The following is a 16807-nucleotide window of genomic DNA, read 5'->3' on the forward strand; positions in this document are numbered from 1 at the left end:
CACACTCCCGCTCAGATGCCCGTGGTCACGTCGATCTTGTTTCCCTCGGCGAGGGTCACGACGGCCTTCTTGAAGTCCGGGCGACGGCCTTCGATGCCACGGAAACGCTTGGTCTTGCCCTTGGCAATAAGCGTGTTCACCGCCGTAACCTTGACGTTGAACAGGCCTTCCACGGCAGCCTTGATCTCGGGCTTCGAAGCGGAGAGCGGAACCCGGAAAGTCACCTGGTTGTGCTCCGACGCCATCGTCGACTTCTCGGTGATGACCGGAGCGAGGATCAGATCGTACATCCGCTCCCGGCTCACCGAAGGTTTCGACTGCTTGCTCATTTCAGGCGAGCCTCCAGTTGCTCGACCGCGTTGCGGGTCAGGACCAGCGTATCGCGGCGCAGAATGTCGTAGACGTTGGCGCCCTGCTCCGGCAGCACGTCGATCGACGGGATGTTGCGCGACGCCTTGAAGAAGTTCTCGTCGAGGTTCGCGCCGTCGATGACCAGCACCGAGGTCAGACCCAGCGTGGCGAGACGGGCAGCCAGTTCCTTCGTCTTGTGCGACTCGGCGGTGGCCGTGTCGAGGACGACGAGCTTGCCGTCGGCGGCCTTGGCCGACAGGGCGGTCTTCAGGGCCAGCTTGCGGACCTTCTTGGTCAGGTCGTGCTCGTGCGAGCGGACGACCGGGCCGAAGATCACGGCGCCGCCGCGGAACTGCGGCGAGCGGGTCGAGCCCTGACGGGCGCGGCCGGTACCCTTCTGCTTGAAGGGCTTCTTGCCGGTGCCCGAGATCTCGCTGATGCTCTTGGTCTTATGGTTGCCGGAGCGGCGCTTGGCCAGCTGCCAGTTCACCATACGGTGCAACAGGTCGGTGCGGAGCGGGAGGCCGAAGACCTCGTCGGCGAGTTCGATCTCGCCCACGGCTTCGTTGTTCAGGTTCTTGATGATCGCCTTCATCGGTCTCACTCCTGCGCCGCGGCCGGGGCTTCACCCGCCGGGGCAGCCTTGATCGCCGCCGGGAACGGCAGGCCGTCCGGCTGCTTGCGCTTCACGGCGTCGCGGATCTTGACCCAGCCGCCTTCGCTGCCGGGGACCGCGCCCTTGACCAGGATGAGGCCGCGCGACTCGTCGACCGAGACGACCTTCAGGTTCATGATGGTCACGGCCTCATCGCCGAGGTGACCGGCCATCTTCTTGTTCTTGAAGACCTTGCCGGGATCCTGGCGGTTACCGGTCGAACCGTGCGAGCGGTGCGACACCGACACACCGTGCGTGGCGCGCAGGCCGCCGAAGTTCCAGCGCTTCATGGCGCCGGCGAAACCCTTACCGATGGAGGTGCCCTGCACGTCCACGAACTGGCCCGGAACGAAGTGGGCGGCCGACAGCTCGGCGCCGACGTCGATGAGCGCGTCGGGGGTGACGCGGAACTCGACCAGCTTGCGCTTCGGCTCGACGCGCGCCTTGGCGAAATGCCCGCGCATCGGCTGCGTCACGTTCTTGACCTTGATCGCGCCTGCGCCGAGCTGGACGGCCGTGTAGCCATCCTTGTCCTCGGTGCGAACGGCGACGACCTGGCAGTTGTCGACTTTGAGCACAGTGACCGGCACGTGTTCACCAGCATCCGTGAAGATGCGGGTCATGCCGAGTTTCTGTGCGATCAAACCGGATCGCATTTTTGTTGTCTCCTTGCCAGGGACTTCCGTTGGTGGAGAGGTCCCTTAACGACTAAAACTCAGAGCTTGATCTCAACGTCCACGCCGGCGGCGAGGTCGAGCTTCATCAGCGCGTCCACCGTCTGCGGGGTCGGATCGACGATGTCCAGGAGCCGCTTGTGGGTGCGGATCTCGAACTGCTCGCGCGACTTCTTGTCGACGTGCGGCGAACGGTTGACGGTGAACTTCTCGATCTGCGTCGGCAGCGGGATCGGGCCCCGCACGCGCGCACCGGTCCGCTTGGCGGTGTTCACGATCTCGCTGGTCGACTGGTCGAGCACGCGATGATCGAACGCCTTCAGGCGGATTCGGATGTTCTGACTATCCATGTCCAAACGTCCCTTACACAAACGTGGCGGTGACGCCGAGCGCCACCCGAACCTTTAACCCTGACCGGACAGTCGACCGCGCGGTCCCGCATCGGTCGGCTCGGCCGAAGGATCGGGCAGCAGCTTGTCCGGCATTGCAGGGACCGATGACGAAAAAAGAGAACACCCCGCCGCGGGCTGCGCGGATCGGGATGTTTCCGGCCGGGTTCGCTTGGAACGTCGGCGCTTTTCTTTCGTATCGGGCTGCGTCTAGGCCGAACTCGCCCACTACCAACCCTAATTCCAGAGGGGCGTACCTTTAGGCCCTCGAACACCGGCTGTCAACCGGAATCCCAGGACCGTACACCCTTCCAGATCGGCAAGACGCCGCCGGCCCGAAAGCCGGCGGCGCCCTGTCCTCAACGCGATGCGTCGTTACTCGACGATCTTGGCAACAACGCCGGCGCCGACGGTGCGGCCGCCTTCGCGAATGGCGAAGCGCAGGCCTTCGTCCATGGCGATCGGGGCGATCAGGTGCACCTCGATGGCGATGTTGTCGCCCGGCATCACCATCTCCGTGCCTTCCGGCAGCACCACCTGACCGGTCACGTCCGTCGTGCGGAAGTAGAACTGCGGGCGGTAGTTGGAGAAGAACGGCGTGTGACGGCCACCCTCTTCCTTGGTCAGGATGTAGGCTTCCGCCTTGAACTTGGTGTGCGGGGTGATCGAGCCCGGCTTGGCCAGAACCTGGCCGCGCTCGACGTCCTCGCGCTTGGTGCCGCGCAGCAGCGCGCCGATGTTGTCGCCGGCCTCGCCCTGATCGAGCAGCTTGCGGAACATCTCGACGCCGGTGACGGTGGTCTTCACCGTCGCCTTCAGGCCGACGATCTCGACTTCCTCACCGACCTTCACCACACCGCGCTCGACGCGGCCGGTCACCACGGTGCCGCGGCCCGAGATCGAGAACACGTCCTCGATCGGCATCAGGAACGGACGATCCTTCGGACGCTCCGGCTGCGGGATGTAGCGGTCGACCTCGGCCATCAGCTTCAGGATGGCGTCGCGGCCGATCTCCGGGTTGCGGTCCTCGAGCGCGCACAGCGCCGAGCCCTTGACGATCGGAATGTCGTCGCCGGGGAACTGGTAGGACGACAGCAGCTCGCGCACCTCGAGCTCGACCAGCTCCAGGAGCTCGGGGTCGTCGACCATGTCGACCTTGTTCATGAACACGCACAGCGCCGGCACGCCGACCTGACGGGCCAGCAGGATGTGCTCGCGCGTCTGCGGCATCGGGCCGTCGGCGGCCGAGACCACCAGGATGCCGCCGTCCATCTGCGCGGCGCCGGTGATCATGTTCTTGACGTAGTCGGCGTGGCCCGGGCAGTCGACGTGGGCGTAGTGCCGGTTCGTCGTCTCGTACTCGACGTGCGCCGTCGAGATGGTGATGCCGCGCGCCTTCTCTTCCGGCGCCTTGTCGATCTGGTCGTAGGCGGTGAACGTGGCACCGCCGGTCTCGGCCAGGATCTTGGTGATGGCCGCCGTCAGCGACGTCTTGCCGTGGTCGACGTGGCCGATCGTGCCGATGTTGCAGTGCGGCTTGTTCCGCTCGAATTTGGCCTTAGCCATGGTTGGGTCTCCGTGTTTTCAATTCTAGCGGCTGGTCAAGCCATCTTCGCGCGAATGTCGTCGGCGATGGCCTGCGGCACCGGTTCGTAGTGGTCGAATTGCATGGTGTACTGGGCACGCCCCTGGCTCATCGAGCGCAGGCTGTTGACGTACCCGAACATGTTGGCCAGCGGCACCATGGCAGAGACCGCCCGCGCGTTGCCGCGCTGGTCCATGCCGGTGATCTGGCCGCGCCGGCTGTTCAGGTTTCCGATGACGTCGCCCATGTAGTCCTCGGGCGTCACCACCTCGACCTTCATGACTGGTTCCAGCAGGACCGGACCGGCCATGGTCATGCCTTCCCGGAAGGCGGCACGCGTTGCGATCTCGAAGGCGAGCACCGACGAGTCGACGTCATGGAAGGCGCCGTCCACCAGCTCGACCTTGACGTCGATGACGGGGAAGCCGGCCATCACGCCGGACTCCTTGGACAGCTCCAGGCCCTTCTGGACGCCGGGGATGTACTCGCGCGGCACGGCGCCGCCGACGATCTTGTTTTCGAAGACGAAGCCGCCGCCGCGCGGCAGCGGCGAGACGACCAGCTTGACGCGGGCGAACTGCCCGGTGCCGCCGGTCTGCTTCTTGTGGGTGTGGTCGATCTCGGCGGCCTGGGTGATGGTCTCGCGGTACGCCACCTGCGGCGCGCCGACGTTGGCCTCCACCTTGTACTCGCGCTTCATGCGGTCGACGATGATCTCCAGGTGGAGTTCACCCATGCCCTTGATGATCGTCTGGCCGCTTTCGTGGTCCACCGAGACGCGGAAGGACGGGTCCTCCTGCGCCAGACGGGCCAGGGCCACGCCCATCTTCTCCTGATCGGCCTGGGATTTGGGTTCCACCGCCACCTCGATGACGGGCTCGGGGAACTCCATGCGCTCCAGAACGATGGGATGGTCCGGGTCGCAGAGCGTGTCGCCGGTGGCCGTAGACTTCAGCGACGCGAAGGCGACGATGTCACCGGCGCCGGCCGCTTTGATCTCCTCGCGGTCGTTGGCGTGCATCAGCAGCATGCGCCCGACATGCTCGCGCTGGCCCTTCACCGAGTTGAGGATGGTGGAGCCGGTGGCGACGCTGCCGGAGTAGATGCGCGCGAAGGTCAGCGAGCCGATGAACGGGTCGTTCATGATCTTGAACGCAAGCGCCGAGAACGGCGCCGCATCGTCGGTGGCGCGCACGGCTTCGGCGCCGTCCGGCGTGTGGCCGCGCATGTGGTCGATGTCGAGCGGGCTCGGCAGGTAATCGACGACGGCGTCCAGCATCGGCTGCACGCCCTTGTTCTTGAAGGCCGAGCCGCACAGCACGGGAACGAAACGGAAGCCGATGGTCCCCTTGCGGATCAGACGCTTGAGAGTCGCCGGGTCCGGCGCCTCCCCGCTCTCCAGGAACCGCTCCGTGGCCGCGTCGTCCATTTCGACCGCGGCCTCGATGAGGCGCTCGCGGTACAGCGCGGCGTCGGCTTTAAGGGACTCGGGAATGTCCGTGTAGGTGAACTCGGCGCCGAGGGTCTCGTCCTTCCAGACGATGGCGCGGTTCTCGACCAGATCGACCACCCCGACGAACCCGGACTCGGAGCCGATGGGCAGTTGCAGCACCAGCGGCGTGGCGCCCAGATGTTCTTTCATCATCGCGACGCAGCGGAAGAAGTCCGCGCCGGTGCGATCCATCTTGTTGACAAATCCCATGCGCGGCACGCGGTACTTGTCCGCCTGCCGCCACACGGTCTCCGATTGGGGCTCGACTCCGGCGACGGAGTCGAACACCGCCACCGCGCCGTCAAGGACCCGCAGGCTGCGCTCGACTTCGATGGTGAAGTCGACGTGGCCCGGCGTGTCGATGATGTTGACGCGGTGGTCTCGCCAAAAACAGGTAGTCGCGGCGGAGGTGATCGTAATACCCCGCTCCTGCTCCTGCTCCATCCAGTCCATGACCGCGGTGCCTTCGTGCACCTCACCGATTTTGTACGACTTACCGGTGTAGTACAGAATGCGTTCCGTGGTCGTGGTCTTACCGGCATCGATGTGAGCCATGATGCCGATATTGCGGTAGCGGTCCAGGGGGTGCGAACGGGGCATGACGAGTCGTCTCCGCCTCGGATCACCTTACCAGCGGTAGTGCGAGAACGCCTTGTTGGCCTCGGCCATACGATGCGTATCTTCACGCTTCTTGACCGCGGTGCCACGCTGGTTGGCCGCATCCAGCAGCTCACCCGACAGACGCTCGGTCATGGTGTTCTCCGAGCGGGCGCGGGCGGCGTTGATGAGCCAACGGATGGCCAGGGCCTGGGCGCGGTCCGTGCGGACCTCGACCGGAACCTGGTACGTGGCGCCACCGACGCGGCGGGAACGGACTTCCAGATGCGGCTTCACGTTGCTCAGGGCATCGTGGAACACCTGCACCGGGTCGGCCTTGGCCTTGCCTTCGACGCGCTCGAGCGCGCCGTAGACGATCTGTTCGGCGACGGACTTCTTGCCATCGAACATCAGGCAGTTCATGAACTTGGTCAGGACGCGGTCGCCATACTTGGCGTCCGGCAGGACTTCACGCTTGTCGGCGCGACGACGACGGGACATCGTGGATTCTCCTTACTTCGGACGCTTCGCGCCGTACTTCGAACGACGCTGCTTACGATCCTTGACGCCCTGGGTGTCGAGCGTGCCGCGAATGATGTGGTAGCGCACGCCGGGCAGATCCTTGACGCGACCGCCGCGGATCATGACCACCGAGTGCTCCTGAAGGTTGTGGCCTTCACCGGGGATGTACGAGGTCACCTCGAAGCCATTGGTCAGACGCACGCGCGCGACCTTACGAAGGGCCGAGTTCGGCTTCTTCGGCGTCGTGGTATAGACGCGGGTGCAAACGCCACGCTTCTGCGGGCACGCCTCCAGCGCCGGGACCTTGTTGCGCGCGGCGAGCGGCTCGCGCGGCTTACGGATCAACTGATTGATCGTCGGCATATCAGCCCTTCGATTCCTTGGTGTGTGTCCGGCCACGGCCGGACGATGCAAAAACCCGCCTTCGAAGCGTCTCCGCCTCGCTGCGGGCTGATCGGTCGAACGCCGTCCGAAAAAGCTCGGATACGGCTATATCGAGATTCATGCAGGACGTGTATAGGCATGCGTCCGCCTACCACCAGCCCTGTTCTGAAGTGGGCGGACTATATGGATGGCGTCTGCGTGCGTCAAGCGCGGAGATGCCGGTTTGTGGCATGCGCGGGACGCAAAAAAGCCATCTCCCGCCCGGCCAAAGAAGAAGGGCGCGCCCCTCGCGGAACGCGCCCCCTTCCCTACCCTATGACCTGACGCGTCAGGCCGCCGTGCTCTCGCCCGGATGCGGGAGCGCCGGAGCCTCCTCGCCGCCCTCGGCGATCTCCGCGGCGCGGTCGCGCTCCGCAGCGATCAGCTTCAGGCGGTTGACCACGGAGCCCGTGCCGGCCGGGATGAGGCGGCCGACGATGACGTTCTCCTTGAGGCCTTCCAGGTTGTCGACCTTGCCGCCGACCGCCGCTTCCGTGAGGACGCGGGTGGTTTCCTGGAACGACGCGGCCGAGATGAACGAACGCGTCTGCAACGAGGCCTTGGTGATGCCCTGGAGCACCGGCTTGCCGTCGGCGGGCTTGAGGCCCTCGCCGATGGTCTTCTCGTTCTCCTCGTCGAACTCCTGGCGATCCACCTGCTCGCCCACCAGGAAGGTGGTCTCGCCGGCGTCCATGATCTCGACCTTCTGCAGCATCTGGCGGACGATCACCTCGATGTGCTTGTCGTTGATCTTCACGCCCTGGAGTCGATAGACCTCCTGGATCTCGTTGATGAGGTAGTTGGCCAAGGCCTCCACGCCCATCACCGACAGGATGTCGTGCGGGACGGGATTGCCGTCCATCAGCAGGTCGCCCCGCTGGACGTAATCGCCCTCCTGCACGGAGATGTGCTTGCCCTTCGGGATCAGATACTCCTTCTCATCCCCCGTCTCGTCGTTGCGGACGACGATGCGGCGCTTGGTCTTGTAGTCCTTGCCGAACTCCACGCGACCGTCGAGGTCCGAGATGATCGCGAAGTCCTTCGGACGGCGCGCCTCGAACAGCTCGGCCACGCGCGGCAGACCGCCCGTGATGTCGCGGGTCTTGGACGACTCGCGCGGGATACGCGCCAGCACGTCGCCGGCCTTCACGTGCGCCCCGTTCTCGATGGACAGGATGGCGTCCACCGACAGGAAGTAGCGCGCCTCCAGGCCGTTCGGCAGGGTGATGGTCTCGCCCTTCTCGTCGCGCAGAACGATGCGCGGCTTGAGGTCGGCACCACGCGGCTGCTGACGCCAGTCGACGACCACCTTCGAGCTGATGCCCGTCGCCTCGTCCATGACCTCGCGGATCGAGATGCCCTCGACGAGGTCGGTGTAGTGCGCCGTGCCCTCGCGCTCGGTGATGATCGGCAGGGTGTACGGGTCCCACTCGGCCAGCTTCTGGCCACGCGTGACCTTGACGCCCTCGTCGGCCAGCAGCTTGGCGCCGTACGGCACGCGGTGGCGCGCCCGCTCGCGGCCCTGCTCGTCCAGCAGGATCACTTCGCAGTTGCGGCCCATCACGACCGGGATGTTGGACGAGTTGATGACGACGTTGCGGTTGTTGATCCGCACCGTGGCATCGAACGCCGCCTCCACCTGGCTCTGCTCGGCACCGCGCTGCGCCGCGCCACCGATGTGGAACGTGCGCATGGTCAGCTGCGTGCCCGGCTCGCCGATCGACTGCGCCGCGATGACGCCGACCGCTTCACCGGTGTTGACCAGCGTGCCGCGGGCGAGATCGCGCCCGTAGCACTTGGCGCACACGCCGTCCTTGGTCTCGCAGGTCAGCACCGAGCGGATCATGATGCTGTCGATGCCGGAGCGATCGATGCGGTCGACGGTCGCCTCCTCGATGAGGTCGCCGTCCTTGCAGATCATCTCGCCGTTCAGCGGGTCGATGACGTCGCCCACCGCCGTGCGGCCGAGGATGCGGTCGGCCAGCGGGCTGATGACCTCGCCACCCTCGATGACCGCCTTGACGGTGATGCCCTGCTTCGTGCCGCAATCGCGCTCGACGATGATGGCGTCCTGCGCCACGTCGACCAGACGGCGCGTCAGGTAACCGGAGTTCGCCGTCTTCAGCGCGGTGTCGGCCAGACCCTTGCGGGCGCCGTGCGTGGAGTTGAAGTACTCCAGCACCGTCAGGCCTTCCTTGAAGTTCGAGATGATCGGCGTCTCGATGATCTCGCCCGACGGCTTGGCCATCAGGCCGCGCATGCCGGCGAGCTGACGGATCTGCGCGGCGGAACCGCGGGCGCCGGAGTGGGCCATCATGTACACCGAGTTGACGGGCTTGCCCGGCGCGGTGTCGGAGATGGCCTTCATCATCTCGGTGGCGACCTTTTCGGTGCACTCCGACCAGACGTCGACGACCTTGTTGTACTTCTCGCCCTGGGTGATCAGGCCGTCGAGATACTGCTGCTCGAACTCCTTCACCCGCTCCTTGGACTCGTTCACCAGACGGCCCTTGGCCTCCGGGATGACCATGTCGTCCTTGCCGAACGAGATGCCGGCGCGGCAGGCGTGGCCGAAGCCCAGCTTCATCAGGCGATCGGCGAAGATCACCGTCTCCTTCTGGCCGCAGTGGCGATAGACGGCGTCGATGACGTTGCCGACGTCCTTCTTGGTCAGCAGGCGGTTGATCAGGCTGAACGGCACCATCGGGTGACGCGGCAGGATCTCCGACAGCAGCATGCGGCCAGCGGTGGTCTCGACCACCGAGGTGGCGGACTCGCCGCCCTCGACCGTCACACCGGTGTAGCGGCACTTGATCTTGGCGTGCAGCGTCAGCGCCTTGGAGTCGAGGGCCTGCTGGATCTCGCCGACGTTGGAGAACACCATGCCCTCGCCCACCTCACCCGGACGGTCCATGGTGATGTAGTAGAGACCCAGCACGATGTCCTGGCTGGGCACGATGATCGGCTTGCCGTTGGCGGGCGACAGGATGTTGTTGGTCGACATCATCAGGACGCGCGCTTCCAGCTGGGCCTCGAGGCTCAGCGGGACGTGCACGGCCATCTGGTCGCCGTCGAAGTCGGCGTTGAAGGCGGTGCAGACCAGCGGGTGCAGCTGGATCGCCTTGCCCTCGATCAGCGTCGGCTCGAACGCCTGGATGCCGAGACGGTGCAGCGTCGGCGCCCGGTTCAGCATGACCGGATGCTCGCGGATGACCTCCTCCAGGATGTCCCAGACCTCCGGCCGCTCCTTCTCCACCATGCGCTTGGCCGCCTTGATGGTCGAGGCGAGGCCGTACAGCTCCAGCTTGGCGTAGATGAACGGCTTGAACAGCTCCAGCGCCATCTTCTTGGGCAGGCCGCACTGGTGCAGCTTCAGCTCCGGGCCCACCACGATGACCGAACGGCCCGAGTAGTCGACGCGCTTGCCGAGCAGGTTCTGGCGGAAGCGGCCCTGCTTGCCCTTCAGCATGTCGGACAGCGACTTCAGCGGACGCTTGTTGGCGCCGGTGATGACGCGGCCACGGCGGCCGTTGTCGAACAGGGCGTCCACCGCCTCCTGCAGCATGCGCTTCTCGTTGCGCACGATGATGTCCGGCGCCTTCAGCTCGATCAGCCGCTTCAGGCGGTTGTTGCGGTTGATGACGCGGCGGTACAGGTCGTTGAGGTCCGACGTCGCGAAACGGCCGCCGTCCAGGGGCACGAGCGGGCGCAGCTCGGGCGGGATCACCGGAATCACTTCCAGGATCATCCACTCCGGACGCGAGTCCGACATCATGAACGCCTCGATCAGCTTGAGGCGCTTGACCAGCTTCTTGCGCTTGGCCTCGGACGAGGTGTCGCGCAGATCCTCACGGCACTTCTTCTTCTCTTCCTCGAGGTCGAGCGCCGAGAGCATGATGCGCAGCGCCTCGGCGCCGATGGACGCCGTGAAGGCGTCCTCGCCGTACTCGTCCTGGGCGTTCATGAACTCTTCCTCGCCCAGCAGCTGGTGCAGCTTGAGCGGGGTGAGGCCGGGCTCGATGACGACGTAGTTCTCGAAGTACAGGATGCGCTCGAGATCCTTCAGCGTCATGTCGAGCAGCAGGCCGATGCGGCTCGGCAGCGACTTCAGGAACCAGATGTGCGCCACCGGCGAGGCCAGCTCGATGTGGCCCATGCGCTCGCGGCGGACCTTCGAGAGGGTCACCTCGACGCCGCACTTCTCGCAGATGATGCCGCGGTACTTCATGCGCTTGTACTTGCCGCACAAGCACTCGTAATCCTTGATCGGCCCGAAGATGCGCGCGCAGAACAGACCGTCGCGCTCAGGCTTGAAAGTGCGGTAGTTGATGGTTTCCGGCTTCTTGATCTCGCCGTACGACCAGGAGCGGATCCTCTCCGGGCTGGCGATCGAGATGCGGATCTGATCGAAGCTCTGGGGACCCTGGACCTGGCCGAAAATGTTCATCAACTCGTTCATGACCGTCTCCCGCTGGCGTAAGCCGCGTTTCGTATAAGGGGACGTGCTGTCGGGAGGGCGTGCGCACGCCGCTCCCGACAGGTGCTCTGTGACGTGGTCAGTACGTCCGCTGGTTCAGCTCGACGTTCAGGCCGAGGGAGCGCAGCTCCTTGACCAGCACGTTGAACGATTCCGGGATGCCCGCCTCGAAGTTGTCGTCGCCGCGGACGATGGCTTCGTAGACCTTGGTGCGGCCGGACACGTCGTCCGACTTGACCGTGAGCATCTCCTGGAGGGTGTACGCGGCGCCGTAGGCTTCGAGCGCCCACACCTCCATCTCACCGAAGCGCTGACCGCCGAACTGCGCCTTGCCGCCCAGCGGCTGCTGGGTAACCAGCGAGTACGGGCCGATGGAGCGCGCGTGGATCTTGTCGTCCACGAGGTGGTGCAGCTTCAGCATGTAGATGTAGCCGACGGTCACCTTGCGGTCGAACGTCTCGCCGGTGCGCCCGTCGGTCAGGTGCACCTGACCCGAGCGGTCGAGGCCGGCGGCGTCGAGATGCAGGCAGATGTCCTCCTCGCGGGCACCGTCGAACACCGGCGTGGCGAACGGCACGCCCTTGCGCAGGTTGCTCGCCAGTTCCAGGACTTCGCCGTCGCCGAGGTAGGCGACGTCCTCACCGTAGACCTTGTCGCCGTAGGCGTGCTTCAGAACCTTGCGCAGCTCCTCGAGGCGGGGCGCCCCGAGCTTCTCCGCGTTCTGCTTCATGCCCAGACGGTACTGGTCCAGCGCACGGCCGATCTGCTTGCCGAGGCCCGCCGCCGCCCAACCCAGGTGCGTCTCGAGGATCTGACCAACGTTCATGCGCGACGGCACGCCCAGCGGGTTCAGCACGAGATCGACCGGAGTGCCGTCTTCCAGGTACGGCATGTCCTCCTGCGGGATGATGCGCGACACGACACCCTTGTTGCCGTGACGGCCGGCCATCTTGTCGCCCGGCTGAAGCTTGCGCTTCACGGCGACGAAGACCTTGACCATCTTCATCACGCCCGGCGGCAGCTCGTCGCCGCGCTGGAGCTTCTCGACCTTGTTCTCGAAGCGGCTTTGCAGCGCCTGGATGGCGTCGTCGAAGACCTTGCCCAGGTTCTCGACGTTCTCCATCGCCTGCTCGCTCTCGACCGAGATCTGCCGCCACTGGCCCTTGGTGAAGGGCTCGAGGTCGGACGCCGCGATCACGCCGCCGGTCTTGAAACCGCGCGGACCGGTGACCGAGGTCTGGCCAACCAGCATCTCCTTGAGGCGGCCGTAGAACGACCGCTCCAGGATGGCCTTCTCGTCGTCGCGGTCCTTGGCGAGCTTCTCGATCTCCGCCCGCTCGATGGCGAGCGCGCGCTCGTCCTTGTCGACGCCGCGGCGGGAGAACACGCGCACCTCGACGATGGTGCCCGCCACGCCCGGCGGCAGGCGAAGCGACGTGTCGCGCACGTCGGACGCCTTCTCGCCGAAGATGGCGCGCAGCAGCTTCTCTTCCGGCGTCATCGGGCTTTCGCCCTTCGGCGTCACCTTGCCGACCAGGATGTCGCCCGGACGGACCTCGGCGCCGATGTAGACGATGCCGGCCTCGTCGAGGTTCTTCAGCGCCTCTTCACCGACGTTCGGGATGTCGCGGGTGATTTCTTCCTGGCCCAGCTTGGTGTCGCGGGCCATCACCTCGAACTCCTCGATGTGGATCGAGGTGAAGACGTCGTCCTTGACGATGCGCTCGTTGATGAGGATCGAGTCTTCGAAGTTGTAGCCGTTCCACGGCATGAACGCGACGAGCACGTTGCGGCCCAACGCCAACTCGCCCAGTTCGGTGGACGGGCCGTCGCCGATGATGTCGCCGGCCTCGATGCGGTCGCCCACCGTCACCAGCGGGCGCTGGGTGATGCAGGTGTTCTGGTTCGAGCGCTGGAACTTCAGCAGATTGTAGATGTCGACACCCGGCGCCGTGGAGTCGGCGTTGTTGGACGCGCGGATGACGACGCGGGTGGCGTCCACCTGATCGACGATGCCCGAGCGTTTGGCGACGATGGTCACGCCGGAATCGCGGGCGACCGTGCCCTCCATGCCGGTGCCGACCAGCGGCGCGTCGGCCTTGACCAGCGGCACCGCCTGACGCTGCATGTTGGACCCCATCAGCGCGCGGTTGGCGTCGTCGTTCTCGAGGAACGGGATGAGCGCCGCGGCGACGGACACCAGCTGCTTGGGCGACACGTCGATGAGGTCGATGGCCTCCGGCCGGAACATCAGATATTCGCCGCCCTGACGGCACGACACGAGGTCGGCGGCAAAGCGGTTGTCCGCGTCCAGCTCGGCGTTCGCCTGGGCGACGACGTAGCGGCCCTCTTCCATGGCCGAGAGGTAGACCACCTCGTCGGTCACCTTGCCGTCGTGCACCTTGCGGTACGGGCTCTCGATGAAGCCGTACTGGTTGACACGGGCGTAGGTGGCCAGCGAGTTGATCAGACCGATGTTCGGGCCTTCCGGCGTCTCAATCGGGCAGATGCGGCCGTAGTGCGTCGGGTGCACGTCGCGCACCTCAAAGCCGGCGCGCTCGCGGGTCAGACCGCCCGGCCCGAGGGCCGAGAGACGACGCTTGTGCGTGATCTCGGACAACGGGTTGGTCTGGTCCATGAACTGCGACAGCTGCGACGAGCCGAAGAACTCGCGCACGGCGGCGGCCGCCGGCTTGGCGTTGATCAGGTCGTGCGGCATGACCGTGTCGATCTCGACCGAGCTCATGCGCTCGCGGATCGCGCGCTCCATGCGCAGCAGGCCGACGCGGTACTGGTTCTCCATCAGCTCGCCGACCGAGCGCACGCGGCGGTTGCCGAGGTGGTCGATGTCGTCGATTTCGCCTCGGCCGTCCTTCAGGCTCACCAGAACCTTCAGGATCTCCAGGATGTCCTCCTTGCGGAGCACGCGGATCTGGTCGTCGGTCTTGAAGCCCAGGCGGGCATTCATCTTGACGCGGCCCACGGCCGACAGGTCGTAGCGCTCGCTGTCGAAGAACAGCCCGGCGAACAGCGCCTCGGCCGACTCGAGAGTCGGCGGCTCGCCCGGACGCATGACGCGGTAGATGTCGATCAGCGCGTCCTCGCGGGACGCGTTGCGGTCGGCGGCCATGGTGTTGCGGATGTAGGCGCCGACGTTCAGGTGGTCGATGGCGAGGATCGGCAGTTCATCGACGCCGAGCTTCTCCAGACGCTCCAGATCGGCCGCCGACAATTCGTCACCGGCTTCGAACAGCACCTCACCGGTCTTCTCGTTGATGATGTCGACTGCCAGGTACCGGCCCGTCAGCTCCTCGGTCGAGACGAGCTGCTCGGTGAGCCCGCCCTCCTGGAGCTTCTTGATGAGGCGCGGCGTCATCTTGGCGCCGGTCTCGGCGACGACGGCGCCGGTGTTGGCGTCCACCAGATCGGAGGAGAGCTTGGCACCCTTCAGGCGCTCGGCGTTGAACGGCGTCTTCCAGCCGCCCGAGGCGCGCGTGTAGGTGATGTGCTGGTAGAAGTAGGAGAGGATCTCCTCCTTGCCCATGCCCTGCGCCTCGTAGGGCAGCAGGTCCTTGCCGTTCGCCTTGCGCTCGGCGCGCGCCACGGCCGTCTCGGCGCCGTCCAGCGCGAACAGCAGCGTGGTGGCCGGCAGCTTGCGGCGGCGGTCGATGCGCACATACACGAGGTCCTTGGCGTCGAACTCGAAGTCCAGCCAGGAACCGCGATAGGGGATGACGCGCGCGGCGAACAGGTACTTGCCCGACGAGTGGGTCTTGCCCTTGTCGTGGTCGAAGAACACGCCGGGCGAGCGGTGCATCTGCGAGACGATGACGCGCTCGGTGCCGTTGATGATGAAGGTGCCGTTGGCCGTCATCAGGGGCATGTCGCCCATGTAGACGTCCTGCTCCTTGATGTCGCGGATCGACTTGAGGCCGGTGTCCTCCTCGACGTCGAAGACGGACAGACGCAGGGTGACCTTCAGCGGCGCGGCGAAGGTGATGCCGCGCTGCTGGCACTCGTCCACGTCGTACTTGGGCGTCTCAAGCTCGTACTTCACGAAATCGAGAACGGCGCGGTCGGAGAAATCCTTGATCGGGAAGACCGACCGGAAAACCTCTTGCAGGCCCAGGTTGGCGCGCTTCTCCGGCGCCACATCCATCTGCAGGAAGTGGTCGTACGAGCTCCGTTGAACCTCGATGAGGTTCGGCATCTGGGTGACTTCCGGGATGCGCCCGAAGCTTTTCCGAACACGCTTACGACCCGTAAAGGATTTGGCCATGGATGTCCCCAAACGTCTGGTGTGTACGCTCAACCGGCGATCGCGCGGACCGCCCCGGAAATACGGGACGGAAAATACCGGGCGGGGAGAGCCCCCGTCCGGTGGAAGGCAGAAAACGCCGCGCGGCGGCGGGCCCCTTGTCGGAGCCAGCCGCCGTTCGGCGTGGATATGTCAGATCCGTATCGCAGCACTACGGTCTTACTTAATATCGACCTTGGCGCCCGCCTCTTCAAGCTGCTTCTTGATCTTGGCGGCCTCGTCCTTCGAAACGGCCTCCTTGACCGGCTTCGGCGCGCCTTCGACCAGATCCTTGGCCTCCTTCAGGCCCAGGCCGGTGATGGCGCGGACTTCCTTGATCACGTTGATCTTCTTGTCGCCGGCGTCGGCGAGGATCACGTTGAACTCGGTCTGCTCTTCGACCGGGGCGGCGGCAGCGGCCGGGCCGGCGGCGGCAACGGCCACCGGAGCGGCGGCGGAGACGCCCCACTTCTCTTCGAGGAGCTTCGACAGTTCGGCGGCCTCGAGAACGGTCAGGGCCGACAGATCATCGACCAGCTTCTGCAGATCAGCCATTATACTACTCCAAAGACTTGTCTTCTGGGTTGAGACTTAAACGTCAACGTGCGGCTCAGGCCGCCTCGTCCTTCTTCGCGTAGGCAGCAAGCACGCGGGCGACTTGGCCACCCGGAGCCTGGAGGACGCCAGCGATGCGAGTCGCCGGGGTCTGGATCATGCCCACAAGCTTGGCGCGCAGTTCGTCCAGCGACGGGAGCGAGGCCAGAGCCTTCACACCCTCGGCGTCGAGCAGCTGGTTGCCCAGGCTGCCACCGATGATCACCAGCTTCTCGTTGGTCTTCGCGTAGTCGGCCACCACCTTGGCGGCCGCCACGGGATCCTTCGAGTAGGCGATCGCCGTCGGCCCCTTGAAGAGGCCGTCGATGCCTTCGAACTGCGTGCCCTTCAGGGCGCGGCGGGCGAGCCGGTTCTTCGTCACCTTGAAGCTGGCACCCGCGGCCCGAACTTTTCCGCGCAGGGTGGTGACTTCCGCCACCGTGAGGCCGAGGTGATGGGTGACCACCACCAGGCCCGAGTCCTGCAGCTTCGTGTTCAGGTCCGCGATCGTCGCTTCTTTTTGTGTACGATCCACGGATCGCCTCCGTTGCATCAGAGGTGCACTGATAGGACCGCTCCAATCGTGGCGCGGCCCCGGTTACAAACCTGTCCCAGAAGCTCAAGCCGTTCGTCCGCCGGGCGCGATGCCCTTTGGAAATCCGGTTTCAACTCCTGTCTATGCAGGTGGATTTTAAGTCCTACCGTTCTTGCGAACGGTCGGACACCTGCGGTCTCGGACAGGGCCGGACGG

12 protein-coding genes are annotated in these 16807 nt (G+C 65.4%); all 12 read right to left on the reverse strand.

Annotation, left to right across the window (positions count from 1 at the left end):
• Nucleotides 1-11: 11 nt before the first annotated feature.
• The gene (locus ACSVDD_RS13545) at nucleotides 12-329 is read right to left on the reverse strand and encodes a 50S ribosomal protein L23 (RefSeq protein ID WP_448189889.1); all 318 of its coding nucleotides are present in this window, start codon (nucleotides 327-329) and stop codon (nucleotides 12-14) included.
• A complete protein-coding gene (rplD, locus tag ACSVDD_RS13550; protein WP_448189890.1) occupies nucleotides 326-946 on the reverse strand; it encodes a 50S ribosomal protein L4 in 621 nt (206 codons plus the stop codon). Before rplD ends, ACSVDD_RS13545 begins: the two co-directional genes overlap by 4 nt.
• Before the next feature lie 5 nt (nucleotides 947-951).
• Complete coding sequence (rplC, locus tag ACSVDD_RS13555) at nucleotides 952-1662, reverse strand: 50S ribosomal protein L3 (RefSeq protein ID WP_448189891.1); 711 nt, start codon at nucleotides 1660-1662, stop codon at nucleotides 952-954.
• Between the two features lie 59 nt (nucleotides 1663-1721).
• The gene (gene rpsJ, locus ACSVDD_RS13560) at nucleotides 1722-2030 is read right to left on the reverse strand and encodes a 30S ribosomal protein S10 (RefSeq protein WP_014241039.1); all 309 of its coding nucleotides are present in this window, start codon (nucleotides 2028-2030) and stop codon (nucleotides 1722-1724) included.
• Between the two features lie 414 nt (nucleotides 2031-2444).
• Entirely contained in the window at nucleotides 2445-3635 is a 1191-nt protein-coding gene (gene tuf / locus ACSVDD_RS13565) for an elongation factor Tu (protein WP_448189892.1), read from the reverse strand.
• Nucleotides 3636-3670: 35 nt separating this feature from the next.
• Nucleotides 3671-5746, reverse strand: coding sequence for an elongation factor G (gene fusA, locus ACSVDD_RS13570; RefSeq protein WP_448189893.1), 2076 nt, complete (start codon nucleotides 5744-5746; stop codon nucleotides 3671-3673).
• A gap of 27 nt (nucleotides 5747-5773) precedes the next feature.
• On the reverse strand, nucleotides 5774-6244 hold the full coding sequence (rpsG, locus tag ACSVDD_RS13575) for a 30S ribosomal protein S7 (protein ID WP_448189894.1): 471 nt from the start codon (nucleotides 6242-6244) through the stop codon (nucleotides 5774-5776).
• Between the two features lie 12 nt (nucleotides 6245-6256).
• Nucleotides 6257-6628 carry a 30S ribosomal protein S12 gene (gene rpsL, locus ACSVDD_RS13580; RefSeq protein WP_109121864.1) on the reverse strand — a complete coding sequence of 124 codons (372 nt, stop codon included), beginning with the start codon at nucleotides 6626-6628 and terminating at the stop codon, nucleotides 6257-6259.
• Between the two features lie 349 nt (nucleotides 6629-6977).
• Nucleotides 6978-11147, reverse strand: coding sequence for a DNA-directed RNA polymerase subunit beta' (rpoC, locus tag ACSVDD_RS13585; RefSeq protein ID WP_448189895.1), 4170 nt, complete (start codon nucleotides 11145-11147; stop codon nucleotides 6978-6980).
• A 97-nt stretch (nucleotides 11148-11244) separates the two neighbouring features.
• On the reverse strand, nucleotides 11245-15444 hold the full coding sequence (rpoB, locus tag ACSVDD_RS13590) for a DNA-directed RNA polymerase subunit beta (protein WP_448189896.1): 4200 nt from the start codon (nucleotides 15442-15444) through the stop codon (nucleotides 11245-11247).
• Nucleotides 15445-15642: 198 nt separating this feature from the next.
• Complete coding sequence (rplL, locus tag ACSVDD_RS13595; protein WP_448189897.1) at nucleotides 15643-16017, reverse strand: 50S ribosomal protein L7/L12; 375 nt, start codon at nucleotides 16015-16017, stop codon at nucleotides 15643-15645.
• A 55-nt stretch (nucleotides 16018-16072) separates the two neighbouring features.
• Nucleotides 16073-16591, reverse strand: a complete 519-nt coding sequence (rplJ, locus tag ACSVDD_RS13600) for a 50S ribosomal protein L10 (RefSeq protein WP_448189898.1) — start codon at nucleotides 16589-16591, stop codon at nucleotides 16073-16075.
• Nucleotides 16592-16807 lie beyond the last annotated feature (216 nt).

This window comes from Azospirillum terrae (assembly GCF_053470425.1).